Annotated in this window: 16 protein-coding genes and 1 pseudogene; 5 read left to right on the top strand and 12 right to left on the bottom strand. The window is 64.0% G+C overall.

The features are described 5' to 3' along the window. Positions 1–192 precede the first annotated feature (192 nt). The 7 genes from ABID81_RS12730 to ABID81_RS12700 form a co-directional block, all read right to left on the bottom strand. Entirely contained in the window at positions 193–1623 is a 1431-nt protein-coding gene (locus ABID81_RS12730; RefSeq protein ID WP_502915224.1) for a zinc-ribbon domain-containing protein, read from the bottom strand. After that, positions 1623–2231 carry a hypothetical protein gene (locus ABID81_RS12725; RefSeq protein ID WP_354595152.1) on the bottom strand — a complete coding sequence of 203 codons (609 nt, stop codon included), beginning with the start codon at positions 2229–2231 and terminating at the stop codon, positions 1623–1625. Before ABID81_RS12725 ends, ABID81_RS12730 begins: the two co-directional genes overlap by 1 nt. A gap of 2905 nt (positions 2232–5136) precedes the next feature. Beyond that, a complete protein-coding gene (locus tag ABID81_RS12720; RefSeq protein WP_354595151.1) occupies positions 5137–5538 on the bottom strand; it encodes a hypothetical protein in 402 nt (133 codons plus the stop codon). Between the two features lie 134 nt (positions 5539–5672). Beyond that, positions 5673–5930: a hypothetical protein gene (locus ABID81_RS12715; protein ID WP_354595150.1), complete on the bottom strand. Its 258-nt coding sequence runs from the start codon at positions 5928–5930 to the stop codon at positions 5673–5675. After that, entirely contained in the window at positions 5923–6216 is a 294-nt protein-coding gene (locus ABID81_RS12710; RefSeq protein ID WP_354595149.1) for a hypothetical protein, read from the bottom strand. Before ABID81_RS12710 ends, ABID81_RS12715 begins: the two co-directional genes overlap by 8 nt. An 84-nt stretch (positions 6217–6300) precedes the next feature. Then, on the bottom strand, positions 6301–6549 hold the full coding sequence (locus ABID81_RS12705; protein WP_354595148.1) for a hypothetical protein: 249 nt from the start codon (positions 6547–6549) through the stop codon (positions 6301–6303). A gap of 46 nt (positions 6550–6595) precedes the next feature. Then, positions 6596–6838, bottom strand: coding sequence for a hypothetical protein (locus ABID81_RS12700; RefSeq protein ID WP_354595147.1), 243 nt, complete (start codon positions 6836–6838; stop codon positions 6596–6598). Between the two features lie 225 nt (positions 6839–7063). On the opposite strand from ABID81_RS12700, the gene ABID81_RS12695 reads away from it, so the two are divergent. Together ABID81_RS12695 and ABID81_RS12690 are read left to right on the top strand one after the other, a co-directional pair. Beyond that, positions 7064–7207 (top strand): hypothetical protein, encoded by a 144-nt coding sequence (locus ABID81_RS12695; RefSeq protein ID WP_354595146.1) that lies wholly within the window; start codon positions 7064–7066, stop codon positions 7205–7207. Positions 7208–7237: 30 nt separating this feature from the next. Next, on the top strand, positions 7238–7804 hold the full coding sequence (locus ABID81_RS12690) for a DUF2510 domain-containing protein (protein ID WP_354595145.1): 567 nt from the start codon (positions 7238–7240) through the stop codon (positions 7802–7804). A gap of 21 nt (positions 7805–7825) precedes the next feature. Here the strand turns inward: ABID81_RS12690 and ABID81_RS12685 are convergent, their stop codons facing one another. Next, entirely contained in the window at positions 7826–8167 is a 342-nt protein-coding gene (locus ABID81_RS12685; protein ID WP_354595144.1) for a hypothetical protein, read from the bottom strand. A gap of 293 nt (positions 8168–8460) precedes the next feature. Further along, positions 8461–8988: a DUF6998 domain-containing protein gene (locus tag ABID81_RS12680; protein WP_354595143.1), complete on the bottom strand. Its 528-nt coding sequence runs from the start codon at positions 8986–8988 to the stop codon at positions 8461–8463. A gap of 240 nt (positions 8989–9228) precedes the next feature. Here ABID81_RS12680 and ABID81_RS12675 point away from each other — a divergent pair, with 240 nt between their 5' ends. The 3 genes and pseudogenes from ABID81_RS12675 to ABID81_RS12665 all read left to right on the top strand — a co-directional run bounded on the left by ABID81_RS12675 (position 9229) and on the right by ABID81_RS12665 (position 10284). After that, the gene (locus ABID81_RS12675; RefSeq protein ID WP_354595142.1) at positions 9229–9423 is read left to right on the top strand and encodes a hypothetical protein; all 195 of its coding nucleotides are present in this window, start codon (positions 9229–9231) and stop codon (positions 9421–9423) included. Between the two features lie 283 nt (positions 9424–9706). Next, positions 9707–10027, top strand: a pseudogene (locus ABID81_RS12670) (nuclease-related domain-containing protein); the annotation flags it as partial. A gap of 38 nt (positions 10028–10065) precedes the next feature. After that, a complete protein-coding gene (locus ABID81_RS12665; RefSeq protein WP_354595141.1) occupies positions 10066–10284 on the top strand; it encodes a hypothetical protein in 219 nt (72 codons plus the stop codon). Positions 10285–10318: 34 nt separating this feature from the next. On the opposite strand, the gene ABID81_RS12660 is transcribed toward ABID81_RS12665, so the two are convergent. The 3 genes from ABID81_RS12660 to ABID81_RS12650 form a co-directional block, all read right to left on the bottom strand. Then, positions 10319–11761 carry a competence protein CoiA gene (locus ABID81_RS12660; RefSeq protein ID WP_354595140.1) on the bottom strand — a complete coding sequence of 481 codons (1443 nt, stop codon included), beginning with the start codon at positions 11759–11761 and terminating at the stop codon, positions 10319–10321. A gap of 436 nt (positions 11762–12197) precedes the next feature. Continuing rightward, positions 12198–13241, bottom strand: coding sequence for a HEPN domain-containing protein (locus ABID81_RS12655; protein ID WP_354595139.1), 1044 nt, complete (start codon positions 13239–13241; stop codon positions 12198–12200). Further along, positions 13238–14533 carry a GmrSD restriction endonuclease domain-containing protein gene (locus tag ABID81_RS12650; protein ID WP_354595138.1) on the bottom strand — a complete coding sequence of 432 codons (1296 nt, stop codon included), beginning with the start codon at positions 14531–14533 and terminating at the stop codon, positions 13238–13240. Before ABID81_RS12650 ends, ABID81_RS12655 begins: the two co-directional genes overlap by 4 nt. Positions 14534–14673: the final 140 nt, after the last annotated feature.

The raw sequence follows: 14673 nt of genomic DNA, 5'->3' as shown, positions 1-14673 counted from the left end.
CACAGCCCCAGTCGGCGGCAATGCGCCAGGACGATCAACGAGCCGCCCTGCCGTCGCATCCTGAGCTGTCACCTCCGTCCGATACCCTTTGTCCCCCCGAGAACGGAAGACCTGGTCTGGTGTATCGCTTCAAATGCGTCAAGGACGTTCCCGGCCTCGGCCTGTAACACCCAGGTTGTGCCGCTGACACTGTCACGCAGCGCGAGCGGTCCGCATACGTGCCGCTTCTGCACGCAGGCGATCTATGACTTCGTGTTTGGTGAGTTCGTCAGAGCAGATGGTTTCCGTGAAACCGCCTCGCGTGCCCATGTCGTCCCGGCCCAGCCACGCGGGTAGACCGAGGTCGTCGCGCCACCATCGGTGAACGGCTTTCTCGACGGTGTGGGCGTCGCTGCCAACGTCGAAGGCGTCCGTGTGTAGGACTTTCCAGCCGTCGTCGCCGAAGAGAGTGAGGCGAGTGGAAGTCATTCCAGCGATACCGACTTTAAATGCTCGAAGGGTGTCGTGCTCGAGGAAGTAGACCATAGCGGGAGAGTCTTTTTGGAATCCGTGCTTGGCGCAACGCGGGCAGCTTGTGCCGCGGGCTCTCATATTGACCGGTGACTGCCATTCGTGGGAGCAGGTTCGGCATTGCCACCAGGCCCGGTATCGGGCGCCCTGGCGAACGGCCGATGCGGCGATGGCACCGTTCTTAATTGGGTGCCATTCAGCTGCGAGCGCAGGCAGGCAGTGCGCGAGATCGTTCAACCCAGAGACAGTCAAACGACCGCTGCATGCTGGGCAGCCAGTTCCACGGACTCGAGCAACGGGCTGGGCTCGCCACGAATGTGCGCAATTCTGGCACACCCACCAGGCGCCCGCCTTTGACCCAGCAGACACAGCGTTCGGCGCGACGTCGTTGCGGGCGTAATCCCATTCGGCAAGGAGCGTTGGCGCTCGAGACGCCATGTCGTTCACACCGGCGGTGAGGACTTGCCCGGCGCAGAAAGGGCATCCGGATCCAGAACTCCGGGTTGCGGGCGCCGTCTTCCATTCGTGGTCGCATACGCTGCACTGCCACCAGAACTTCTTCGCGCTTGCGACGAACACATCGACGGGTGCGACGGCACCGTTCCGGCTACGGTGCCACTCGCCTGAGATGTCGGGCCGCCGTGACGCGAGGTCGTTGACGCCGGGCCAGAGGACTTGTCCTGCGCATCGGGCGCATCCTCCACCTTCGAGGGCGCGGCGGCGGATGGGTGTCCTCCACGAGTACTCGCAGGCGCTGCACACCCACCAGGCGGTTCTGGTGCTGAAAGCGCCGACGCCAACCGGTGTCGGCGACTCATTCCGGACAGGGTCCCAGTCGTGAGCGACGGCCGGGTTGACGGTCGGGACGTCGTTGACACCGACGGCTGCGACCCGATTGGCGCACACGGGGCAATTAGATCCTCGAGTTCGGACAACGACCATCGTGGCCCACTCGTGACCGCCGTTGGGGCACACCCACCACGCCCGGTAGGTGCCCTTCCCGGCGACGTCAGCCGGTGTGCGATCGTTCTTGTGCGGGTGCCACTGAGCGGCGATGACCGGGTTCGACTCCGCAAGACTGGGAGCACCACGGAGACCGGGGCATGCACCCATCAGGAGAGCCCAATGCTGTCGAAGATGCCCATGATTCTGCGGATCTTGCCACCGTCGCGGAGCTGTTCCGCGGGAATCTTCCGCCTCCGTCCGATGAGTTCGGTCTGCTTTATATCTATGAACGAGGCGCGGGACTCCCACCCCGTGCCGTACTTTTCGGTGGCTTCGACGGCCTTGTTAGCGCCGGGGGTCTGCAGCTTTGGCCACCCGATGGTGAACTGCCGACGAGGGAACCGGTAGGTGCCGTTCACCGCGACGCTGTGGACCTGACGGGCTGAAGTTCGTCGTCGGTCGTGCAGAGATAAAAGGCGGTCTGGGCGAAAAAGGAGGGTTGTCGAAACGTCGAATACCCAGCCCAGGACTTGGTTGACCTGCAGGTCGCCGCATCGGACATAGGCAATGTTTGCTTCGAGCTCCGGCTCGGTGAACATCCCAGATGCGTCGAGAGCTGCGCGCCGCTCGTCCTGCGTCGGTGTGCCGCTCATAGGGGGCCCTTCTCTGCGTTCGGCGAGGGTCGCCGTGAACCAATCTGCGTTGGTGTCCGGATCGCGGATGAAAGCAATGAGGTGTGCGACGGTGGCATTTGAGGGGGCGTCAGTGGCGGACATAAGACGAGAATGCGCGGACCCTCACGCGGATCTGGCCGGGGTACACGACTGGGGTACGGAATGAAAGATGAGCCCATCTGCGCATATACGAGTGAGAACGATTGCCCGACGGCCGGCCGGGCGCCGCAGCTTTCAGTGCTAACTCTCGGCCTCAACCAGTCGCCGGGGAAGCCAGGCGCAGAATGGAGATAGAACGTGGCAGGCGGCTCTGGTGGATGCGCCACCTGCACATGCGGCCCCCCTACTAGCGATTCCAGCTAGGCCCGCGGGGCTTACCCAGAGCCCGCTTGGACTTCTCATGCGGAGGACGCCGAGGGTCATGAGGATGTCATGCCAAAAGGCGGGCGCGAAAACTCCAGCAACATGATTTCCGAAATGATTTTCGAATTGATTTAATCCGGGCGTCCCATTTCGGCCGTCAAAGTTGGGAAAACGCGCGCCGCTTGGGACGGCGCTCCTCGACCACGGGAAGGAAGTGGGAATCGACGTATCCGGAGAGCCGACGGGTGTCCTTCTGTGTTAGGCGATCGAGCCACTATGTGAGTAACTAGTTGCCTAGTTCGACGAGTGCGTCGGTCAGCTTCCTGAGCACTCGATGCCGCTTGGCGCTCGTACCAACGCCATCTGCTTGCGGCCGCATGGTTGAGTGCCTCGTCCTTCGAATCGCTTCCTCCAGGACGGCTTCGTCGAGGATGGACACCCCGCGAAGCGGCTGGCTAATTGCAGGCCCTCAGCCCTTCCTGGGGCCTCGCAGACGGGGAGGGCGAGACCTTCGACGCGCCCTCGCACCACAACCTCTGGGAGAGGTTCAGCTCTGGCTCCGTGGACTGGCAAGGACTTGTTTAGCCGGCCATGCAACGGGGGAGCGCAGCGGAGGAGAAGCAGGGCCGGAAAGCACTCGCAGGCGCCCCCGACGGGGCGACTGAGAGCCAGGAGCGCAGCGACGCAGTAAGGGCCTGAGGAGCGCCAGCGACGAGGGTGAGGAAGCCACGCAGACCGAGCGAAGCGAGAGGCTGTGGGGCGCCCGAAGGGGTGTCGGCTGTGCCGACCGACGGACAAGTTTCTGACGAGCGAAGCGAAGGAAGAAACGCAGCCCGGCGTCACCCCCCCTTATGCTCTTCGTTCTTCTCCCACGCATCCGGAGCTTCAGCGAGGGATCGTGGTCACAATGCAGTTGTGATCAGCGAAAAAGGATGGTCCCACTACATCTGGTACCAGCCCGGAATCCGCAGGACCCGAAGGGCGGGGTGGTACCAGGGGCATCCTTTTTCGTTGGAAAGTCGGGGTTTAGGTGGTACCGGGGCAGAGAACGAAGTGACGCCGGGGTACCACCTGGAGCGCAGCGACGTTCGAGGGCGGTGACACGGAGTGGTACCGGGCTCGTTCAACCCTGACGCAGACGCGGGGACGCGGCTGCCTTCGGTCTCACACCTGCGCAGGACGGGGCGAAGCCGCGGCCTCCCTAGTTGCCGCTTTGGCCCCCTCTGAGACGCCGACGCAGGAGGTGTCGCAGGTCACTGGCAGCAGCCGCCCTGGCGGCTCTCGAGTGCCTTCCTTTTGCCCCATCTGGTCGCGACTGTGGAGCGACCAGGACCGCCTCAGAACCGGTGGCTACCTCGGTCGTCAGACCGCGTCTCTGAGTCCCTGGCACCGCAGCAGAACTGGCTGCCACTCCGCCCCTTCATCGCCGCCTTTCCGCCTCCGCCTCGAGGCGCGCGCGAAGCCTTCTGGCCCACTGCGCCGAGTAACGAAATCCGCCCCGGATCTCGTCACCACCGACGCCACAGAGCTGGCCGCCGAGCCAGTCCCAGCTCCGCCCCGGGGGCGCCGTCACTCCGCATCCTGAGGGTGCCCCTCTGGTCGGCCACGACGCCCTCACACCCCTGTTGTTGCGATCGCCCCAGGGCGGCTGTTGCTCTCCCGAAGGGATGTCCGGTCGCCCCGGTCGCTGCAACGTCACGGTGCCTCAGCTCCGTCGGGCTCCTCGGCTCAAGTGGCGACTTGTTCGCCGCGCCTGCTTGCGCGTCCATGCCGCCGGGGCGAAGCACCGGGGGACGGCTGATGCTCCATCGCTCCGCGTGCCGAGCAGCCTCATCTCGTGGCGGCCCTGGCCGCCGGTCGCGCCTCTGCTCTGCTTGGGCCCACTCCCTCGGCCGTCGGCTCGAGGGGTCACCGACCTGGTGGAAGTCCCTTCAGCGGGGGCGGGGTCGCGGCCCGTCAGTCTCGCGATGTCGATGCTTCATGGGGTCGTCCTCTCACACCATCCGAGAAAGCATCTGGTGCGATCCAGCGACGAGGAGCCAGCCAAGAGAGGCACGAACGGCAGCTGGACGACGAGGAGCTGGGGGAGCTCCAGATGGTCTCTCGGCCGGCCCCTGATCGCGCTTCCATCGCGCCCCGCCTCCGCCCACTCTTGCCCTTTAGATCGGTCTCATCCGTCGCCTCGGCGGCGGGAATCTGTGCCCGTTTCAGGGTCACTCTGCGGTCACGAAGTGACCATCTGTGACCGGCTGCGGCCCGGATGTGACCAGGAACTGGTCGCCCAGGCGCTCCCGAGGCCCCAGCCGAGGGTCGGAGGGCCCTCAGGGGTGCTCTTCTGGGTCTCTGACCGGCTCGTGGCCAGACACTGGCCCGGCCCTGGCCACGATCCGGTCGAAACAGCCGCCTAGGCGGCTTGGACAGGCACAGCGCGGCCCTCCGTGGCCGCGATCCGGTCATCATCGGGCCGGACGCGGCCCGGGATCAGCCCTGGATCAGGTCTCAGTGCCGGCGCGCGCAACAGCGCCATCTGAGACAGCCGGCCGCCTCGGCGTCGCGTCAGCGGCGCCCGGAAAAAAGAGAGTCCCCCGCACCCGGTGGGGGTGAGGGGGTCGTGTCACGAGCGCAGCTCGAGGCGGCGTGCTGGTCAGTCGCAGAGGCAGCTGCCGTCGCTCGCCTTCTCCGTGAAGCAGTGGGGGCACGTCTCGGCCGCCGGCCGTTCACGCCGGGTGCCACCGCCGTCGCGGTTCTTGTTCTCGGGGTGGGTGACGCCCCACTCGCCCTTCTTCCTGTCGGGCCAGGGCTGGAGCTCAGGCGCGGCCCGACGCGCCTCCTCCTCGGATGCGAAGCCACTGGTGTTGCCGTAGGCGATCCAGAGGTCCGGGCCCGCCTCCTGGCGGACGGCCCTGATGCCGTAGGAGTTGTGCGCGTAGAGCGTCTCGATGCCGATCGCCTCGACGATGCCCTCGACAGTGGCGTGGTTCTCCCACGGGATGTTGCCCAGGCGCATCGCTTCGCCGAGCGAGGAGTAGATGGTGGGTTCTGTCACGTCGGGCTCCTTCGTGCCGAGAGGTCGGCCTCGATGCGACGGTACCTGGCCGGCGTCGAAAGAGAAGACCCCCGCCGCCCGGGAAGGGCGACAGGGGTCTGATCGGGGAGTGGGCGGCGAGGCGCGGCCGCCGGCTACTGCGGCAGCTCGCCGGCGATGGCCTCGACGGTCACGGGGTCCTCTCGGCCGCGGCGGAGCGCGAGCACGAACCGTCTCGGGGAGGGCTCGATGAACGAGGTGACCGTCATCGTGCCGCGACCCTCTACCTCGACGGTGTCGAAGTAGGGCGTCGGGCGCCAGCCCGCGGGCTTCCGCAGAACCGCCTCTTCGTCGACCGGCCAGGCCGGCGTGACGTCAGGCTGGATCGGGTCGGGCTCAGCCAGGTCAGACATGGGCTGCCTCCTTGAAGACGAGCTCGTCAGCGAAGGCGTGGAGGTAGAGCCTCTCGCCGGGGATGTCGGTGCTGAAGGCGACGAAGAGCTCGCCGTTGCTCGGGTCGGCGCCCTCGATGACGCCGGGGGTCTCGCGCGTGATGCGCGGCCATCCGAAGAGCTGGCGCTCCTCCCGGATGTGAACGGGCTCGCCGATCAGCGCTGCTGCGTCGAGGACGCGGCCGGCGCGTGCGAACGGGCCTCGCGACTTCAGGGTCTGGGTGAGCTTCGCGATCAGTTCGCGCATGGTGGTGTCCTCGTTCTGTCGATCGCCACGGTGGCGGCGGGAAGGTCTTGGGCGGCGGGGCGTCGGCGCAGGGCTGCGCGCGTCTCAGGTCAGGGCGTAACTGCGGAGCGCCGGTCGCTCGACCGGCGTGCCGGTTCCGTCGCAGCCGGAGCAGTCGCGGTCGCCCTCGAAGTCCTCGATGACGCCGGAGCCCCAGCAGTAGACGCAGCCGCCGGGCACGTCCTCTTCGCCGTACTCGTCGGCGTTGAGCAACAGCGAGTCCTCGGACGGTTGAGTCACAGCGGCGAGAGCCGATCGCGTGGCGACGTCGAGCAGGTCTTCGATGCGGGTCATGGTCTCTCCTTGGTGGTCGGTGCTTGGTGTCGGTCAGTGCGCGGTGTCAGTCCTCGACGTAGGCGGCCGGATCGCGGCGATGGCGCCAGGCGTCGCGGTAGGCGCCGATCAGGAGGCGCAGGAGCATGACCCCGAGGACGCCGCAGGCGAGGAGGAAGGGGATCACCCAGGCTTCGCCGTCGCGGACGGCCAGGAACGGGCCCACGACGGCGAGGGCGATGAGCACCAGGGCGAAGAGCGCGGCGTAGATGTGGACGATGAGGAAGTAGATGTCGAGCTTCGAGTGCATGGTGAGTCCTTCGTCGGATCGAGGAGCCGAAGCTCGAGCGTCGGCCAGCAGCAGGGGAGGTCTTCTGCTTCACGAGTTGCCCGACGGCGGCTATGCCGCCGCTTCCACACGAAGGGGTGCCCGGGCCTCCGGTGTCTCCTCCACAGGTACGCGCTCAGCTCGCCGCGTCGCGGCGACCTGTGGAGACGCAGGCTCCGCCGCCTCGAGTCGCGAGAGCGTCGTCGCATGATCAGCGCCGCCGAGCTCCGTGACCGGTTCGAGTTCTTCGTCCTTCGGCGAGAGTGCGACCCGCACTCAGAACCGGAGGAGATCGCCGCCTACTGGTGCGCCCTCAGCGCGCTCGACGATCTGCTGGCAGAGGGGATGTGACGCGTCTACTCCGTGCGCCAGACTGGCCGCATGGAGAACGTGCCAGCGGGGTGGCTACCTGATCCTCGCGACGAGTGGGTCGAGCGGTACTGGGACGGCCAGAAGTGGACCGGTCAGACGCGGGTCGCGGCGTCGGCTAAGCCGGAGGCGCGACGTGCCCAGCCCGCGAGTGGGCCCACGGCCCCGAGGGCCGCGTCCAGGAAGACGGGCGCCCTTCGAGGATTCATCCCGATCTTCGTCGGAACCGCCGTGGTGCTCCTCGGCGTCTCGTTGGGGCTGGCCTACCTCGAAGGCCGCGGCGACGAGCCGTCGGAGACCAGTGCCGCCGCGGGCCCTGGGCCGGCGTGCGTGTCGGCGTTCGAGGATGCGGCGGCTGTTCCGCTCGATCAGACCAACGACACAGAGATGGTCCGGACGGTCAGCGACTGCGCAACCGTCGACGAGTGGTCAGCCGGGATCGCGCGCTACCCGGAGGCGCTCGGGATGACACGGGCTCCGACGCAGGCGGAGCTTCCGATGACGCTCAGCAACGTCTGCTTCGGGAACGAGAGCACAGCCATGTGCCAGGACGCCGCCGCGCAGGGACTGCTCCAGTAGCACCGCGGGGCTGGCGACCGACTACTGAGGTGGCGGCCAGACGTCCGGCTCGGGGGTCGATCGCGCAATCAGCGCGAGGATCTCGTCGCTGTGCTGAACGGCCCACGCGACGCCGGCGTTGAACGACGGCGCGGTGAAGAGCCAGGGGCGACCGCCGGCGTCGTCTCGGCAGTGGGCGTAGACGTCGAAGACGTGGCCACCTTGGACGGCGCGCGTGCGGATGTAGCCGAGCGGGTCGGCCTCGCCGACGCGGATCAGCCAGAGTCCCTGCGCGCCGGGGAAGGCCGGGATCGCGTACGGGTGCTCGAGGCGGCGGCGCTTCAGCACCGCTCGCGCTGCGTCTCCTGATCCGCTCGCTCCCACGACGGGGAGGCTACGTCGACCCTCCGACGTTGACGCAGGAGGGTCGACGGGGGTAGGCCGGGGATCCGGTCTACTGAAGCTTGAGCACGGCGACCATCCAGACGGCACCCCCAACGACGGCCAGGGTGCAGAAGGCGATGATTCCCTCGAGGGTGGACAGGGCGAGATCGAGCATGGGAACTCCTTCGGTGCGGCGGTGACCTTGTGGTCGTTGCCTTGCTTCCTACGCTCGCAGGATCGGCACCTCAGATGAAGGGGCCCAGAGCCGCCGAGTGGCAAGAACACGCCCCTTTTCAATGACTCGGTGGCTGCAGCTCTTCCAGGACGTGCCACGCAGCACGAAACTGCTCCGTGACGTCGACGCCTGCTCGAGCCGCTCGGGCGCCGGAGAGTCGCGGTCCTGCCTTGTGGGTCGCGTGGATTTCGGCGAACTCCTCAACGGTGACCTCACGGGCCCAGTCGAGGTGGAACGTCTCACGGTCGAAGCGGATGCAGACCGCGATGTCGAAGTCCATCGACGAGAACTGGAACATGCGCTGCTCGCCGGTGGGAAGCTCACGCGCCTTCACCTGGACGCGGCGGCCGCCGGCGTCAATGAGGTCGATGTCGGGTGCGCTCGGCGGTTCGAGCACGCCCCCATATACCTCGAGGGCGAGACGCTCACCCAGCTCACCGACGACCTGGTCGGTTCTGCCGAGGCCGCGGCGCTTCAGTTCAGCGGTGATTCTGCCTAGTTCCGCGAGCAGCGTCGCGCGCCTCGCCATGAGGTCAGACAGACTGTCTTCGTGTGGCGCATTAGCGCCAGGCTGATCGGCGGACACGGATTCAGTTTGACCGCATTGGAAGGCGCAGAGCTGGTGAAACGAGGGCCAGCTCGCATGTTTTTGTCCTGGTTATTAGGCGTCGGCGCGTCAAGGGTGAGGCGAGCAGGCTCGCAAGCTGCGAGGGGTGGCGTCGTTTTACATGGCGCCGGTACCTCGAACTCGTCGTACAACTCGGTGCGCGGCGCGATCCACGACGCCCTTCACATCGCGCCGCCGCAACCGCAATAGTCTGAGCCTATGAGCACGGCACACAGGGAACAGCTGCTGTTGGCAGGTAAGGATTTCGACATCGCTAAGCAGTTTCGCTCCGTCGCTGAGGCAAAACTGAACTTGCGGCAAGAAGCGGCTGACCTTTATGATGCAACCGATATGCCTGTACCGCATTACACGAGTGAGGCGCTCAGCCGGGCCAGGCGCGAGCTCACCGAATAAAATCGCATCTGTCTACAACACGCGGCTCGACTTCTAGACGTCTCTCATCGCGCTGAGGGTCGTGGAAGCGACATGGAGTCCGCGGTGATGCTTTTCGATATCAGGACGCCCGCGGCCGGAGCGCAAAGCCCGCTCTCTGGATAGGACACAACGGCTCGGACGAAAGGAAATGAGAGCTAGCGGCGCGGGAGCGTCGGCTTAACGTGAGTACGACCGGCGGCGGGCAGCGGACGACGACAAGGTCCGGGCTCTCTGGGGCCGCTTCGGCGGCCTCGCTGTTCGTCTGACCGATGAGCGGCAGAGCACGAAGACGTGGTCAGTCGGCGCCGAGGGTGAGCGCCAGGTCGGCCGCGCACCCGACGCCATTTCGGGGGAGGGGCTCGAGGTCCTGCACGACCGTCGCATCCCGCGGAACCGTGCGAACATCGACCACCTCGTCGTCACCACGCGCGGTGTGCTGGTCGTCGACGCCAAGCGCTACCGGGGTCGACCGGGAGTCCGCAACGGGGGCCTATTCTTCAGGCCCGTCACGCGCAGCCTCACGGTGGGCGGGCGTGACCAGTCGAAGCTCGTTCTCGGCGTCCAGCGCCAGGTCGAGATCGTTCGGAGCATCCTCGACACGGCGGAGCCGGCGGCGTGCCGGTGGCAGGCGCTCTCTGCTTCGTCGAGGCCGACTGGCCGATCTTCGGCGGCTCGTTCCAGGTGGCTGGTGTTCGCGTCCTGTGGCCGAGGCTCCTGGCGAAGCACTTGCGAGACCCTCGTTGCGATCTCGACGGCTCGCGGCTCGGCGACGGCGACACCTCTGTCGTCGACGTGGCGGACGTCACGTCACTGCTCGAGTCGCGCCTGCCGCCTGCCTGAAGCAAGAAGCCTGTCCCGCGAGCAGTGATCGCTATCAGGGCAGCCGCGGGAAAAGCTCTTGCCTCTCGCGACCGAGATAGGTCTTCTTGATCTCGGCGCATTCACTGCATGCGCACCGTTCGGTGAAGCGAGGGAACAGAGGAAGCAGCTCGTCGGTCGTGTACGCCTGGTGCGGTTGCGCCAGGACGTAGGCGTCGATGGCTGCCGTGCGCTCGTGGTCTGACGACGCCTTGGGGCCAGCCAGGGGCGGCATGCCCCTCGAGGCAGGATCGACGACAGGGAGTGACGCCTCGAACTGGCGGAGGCGAAGAGCTGTCGCCGCTTCGCGCCGCTCTGCGTCGGCGCGCACCCTCTTGGCTTCCTCGGCGCGCTCGAGGCGGATGCGTTGCCGATCGGCTGCGTCGCGCAGGAGGTCGTGAGCCGTCAACGGCGAGCTGGGGGAGGGCGTCGATGCGGCCAGTCGCTCACCCCGAAGCCAGAGGACAACGTCAGCGGGCCGTCTGAGGTCTAACCCGGAGGTGCACCAGTGGCCGTCATTGCTGAGCTCGACATGGATCGGGGCGGTGCTGGTGACAGACGCCATTCCGTTCATGAGCCAGCCCAGGTCGGTCTGCGGCAAGGCGGCCCGGCAGTGTCCGCAACGGAACCGTGAGGGAACCTCGGGGTCTCTGCCGTGCCACGTGGCCGCGGGAGCGACGATCCCCAGTCGAGCAGCTGCGGCCTTGGGCGCGTGCCCGCCATAGATCGGCTCAGTGGGACGTCGACGGGAGCAGTCGGCGCAGGTGGCCACGGCGGTGGCGTCGACGTCCCACACGACGCTTGGAAGACGGCAGGAGTCGCAGGCGTGGACGCCCCAGCGGATCGCACCTGTGACGCTGGCGGGCGCGGCCGGCGCCCAGCGCAGCGCTCCGTCCAACACGGCGTCCACGAAGCCGTCGAGCGGGAACGTCTCTGTGACCCGAGACCTGTGCGCGACGACGAGCTCGTCGGCGTTCGGATCGACCCTGAGCGCAGGAACGCCGGCGAGATGGTCCGTGTTCGACCTCGAGGTCAGCCAGAAGCATTCGACACCGTCGCGGGCGTACCTCGCCTGCCGCTCGCGATAGCGGTCGAGATCCTGCGAGGCGATCTGCACCTCGAACGCCACGCGACGCCCGCCCTTTTCGACGAGCACGTCCGCGATCCAGGACCCATCCGGCGCCCGGACCTCTGCCCGAGCATGCCAGCCGAGTTCCGCCGCCGCGCGGACGATCGCGGTCTTGAGCCTCAGGTGCTGAGGTGACTCACCCTTGTGCCCGACGTCGCAGAGGACCTTGTGCGCGAAGAACTGCGTGCCTAGCCGTGACGTCTTCGCGATCGCCGTCTCTCCGCAGCTGAGGACGGGGCGCGGCCGGCGCTTCTTGAGCTCGACCCAGGAGTCGGGCGAGAACACCGGTGCCAGCAAGTACTGGTCGCCCGACGACGCGGTCAACGGCACGGTAGGCCCCCCTCATGCGTTCAATGCTAAGGACATCTGATGCGATTGGCTGCGCGCTAATCCCTTGGCGCCCTCGAGCTCGTCACTTCAAGGGTCTGCGATCTGGCCTTCGGTAAGCCTCAATTATTGGCCCCAACCTTGTTACGTGGAGATGCGGTGATCAAGCCTTCCCGAAAGCCCATGGATACGGGGTGTTCCGTTGCACTTATGCCTGCAACTCCGTCTTATATTGCATGCGTCACGAAAGACTCACGTTACGATATAACCCGGCGTCGCCATCGTCCAAAAGGGAACCCTAATCGGTCAACGCTGCCCACCGCCCCCGCCAGCATGGGCAGTGTCCGTAAGCGGCCTAACGTTATTGCCCGGACTCCTGGCATCAAGCGCATTGGACAACTAGATATTACTAGTACGGCATGAACTCGGGACGGCTTTGTCAGGCCAACAGATAGCTGCACTCGGACGGAAGAATGCGGATATGAGCGGCCGCCGATATTGATTTTGACACCCTAATACCTACTGTTTCGCCAGTATGCGCCTGTTCGTAATCGACGTTCTCCTTTTGAATGCTCAGGACGGTGCCGACCTCTGTGCCGATGTCGTTCGATATTGCGACGAGTCCACCTACGGCAATGCTGAATGGCAGGCTATAGTAGCAAGCAACTGTCTTGTCGTATATTATGTCCGGTTTTCCCAACGGGTCACCTACGTGCAATACGACCAAGCTTATAACGTGCTTAATTGACACCCGGAGCATTGCAGACGCGAGCACGTCCATGAAATCAATGTAGTCCCGCACTAACGATTCTGAGAGGATCTCGTCCGGTTCCCAACCATGAGATATTTCATTTCGTCGATGTGCGAGATCGTTTAGCACCTCGAAGGGGTTTCCGGCACCGGAGAAACGATCATCGGACATGGCGATGAATTCTGGGTCGTCGCCCACTTGGTTTATAGGAATGCCCACCCGTGCGTAGTGTGCAACTAAGACTTCCCACTTGAAGTTGGCCGTATGCCGACCGAACACTCCGGTGTTTAGTTTGACGGGACTCCCTCTGGAGACAGCGTGATGAAGTCCTGCCGCGAGCTCATGTTCCTGGAGCACACCGTGGTATCTGCCAGCAGCCATTGCCTGTAATATATCAAGCGTTAGTGTCGTGTGATGCGAGAGGATGATGGTCGGAATATCAGCGTAGGTGGGGCAGGCCTCGCATATACGGCCTACGGCATCTATGACTAGGGATTCTGCAAATTGCTCGAAGGCTCCATAAAGTTGGACTACGATACCACCGTAAAATAACTTTCTCAAATCGCCGGACAAGCCGGCCGCAGCTTTAATTGCGACTAGCAGATCGCCTTCTTCAGAAAGCGTTCCGCCAGGCGGGCTCCATGATTGCGCGCGCTGAATGGACTCTTCCAGGTCCAGGGCAGTTCGTAAGCGGCTCGTGTCTGCCTTGAACTTGGTTAAGTTCGACTTCATTTCTCTTGGATGTAGCGGCCGTGCTTCAGAACGCTAAGGAGAAGGTTTTCAATCAAATTGTCCCGCTCTCGAATATTTGACAGGTTAGTCATTCGAGCGTCGAACGCCTCCATATGTAGTTCGTAGAATCCGGGCATAGCTTCCCGAAATTCTGCGGATCGCGCCCGGATCTCATCAGCTCGATCGAGGTGTTTGCTGAACACGAACATCACTGCGTCGAAGACACTTGTTGTTGGTCGTGCAAGCCAGTCCCAACGCCCCTGACGTTCTCGCCAAAGCCAGAACGCTTTTTCTCCAAGAGTGTCTTGAACGAGAGTGATGGTGGAGACGAAAATCAACTCGAGGCCTCGAAGCACTTCATCGGAAAATTGATTTCCTTGCTTCAGGTACTCGTCTAAGTAGGTTCGGAAGGCGCCTGCTCCAAGCCGTCGTCGCTGTCGGTGAGCGAAGAAACGAAGGACTAATTCTACGTCAAACATCGTCCTGTAGTGCTTATGATTTTCGAGTTCTCGCGAGGCAACACCCGTCGCCAGCTCCTCGGGCGTAGGTGCAGGGATTCCCCAGAGCTCACAAAGAGCGGGGGTACGAGATAACTTGATGCAAAGTTTGTTTAGCGGCCCGTTGTAAATAGCATTTCGAGTTTCCTGTTCCTTTAGAGCTTCGCCGCCACTATTGATTCTTTCGAAGACAAGCTGTTTGAGTATCTCAGCCTGACCAGCTGATTTCGCCGTTTCCCGAAGAAGGATAATTGATGACAGGTAACGTCGATCGATGCCCCTTCGAACCTGATCCGGGAGGGTCGAATAGACCCGACCCTCGAGTTCTGGCCATTCCGTCAGCCCGCTGAGGGCTAAGCGGTCCTCGTAGAAGGCGGTAATGGCGGTGAGGCGTTGCAGTCCATCCATGACTTCATAGTGGGAATACTCGTCCTCATAAAGGAATATTGGAGGGACTGGCACGTTCATTATAAACGACTCAATTAGGCGAGACTGTTTACCCTCCGACCATCTGTGCCGACGCTGGAACTCCGGGTTCAGCTGGTAGTCGTCGCCTCGTACCATTGTTGCAATTGAGTTCAATGGGTAACGACCGCTTTCGGTGACTATCCGAACTTCGCCAGAGACGTATTTTTCATTAATGTCTTGGTCCGAAGACTTCAAAGAGGATGCTTGGAGATCCCCGAATATCAAGGTTTCCCCTGGCAATAACGGAACAACTACGTTGTCGGTAAGTTCAAATAGGGAATCAGACACTGTTGCCTCCATTGCACGTGCGGCGTCACTCTTGACCATGTTGAAGTGCCAAAAAGGCTGTCGAAACGACGATTATGCCCGTCCCCTTGCAGGCCTGCAAGGGAACCCTTTACGATCTTGTCTATCATATTTTCTGCAGATCACATCGAGGCTCTCGTAATCGACCGTAGATCGTCTTT

The organism is Frigoribacterium sp. PvP054 (assembly GCF_040547465.1).
GTDB lineage: Bacteria > Actinomycetota > Actinomycetes > Actinomycetales > Microbacteriaceae > Frigoribacterium.
This window is presented reverse-complemented; position numbering and strand designations above follow the sequence as displayed.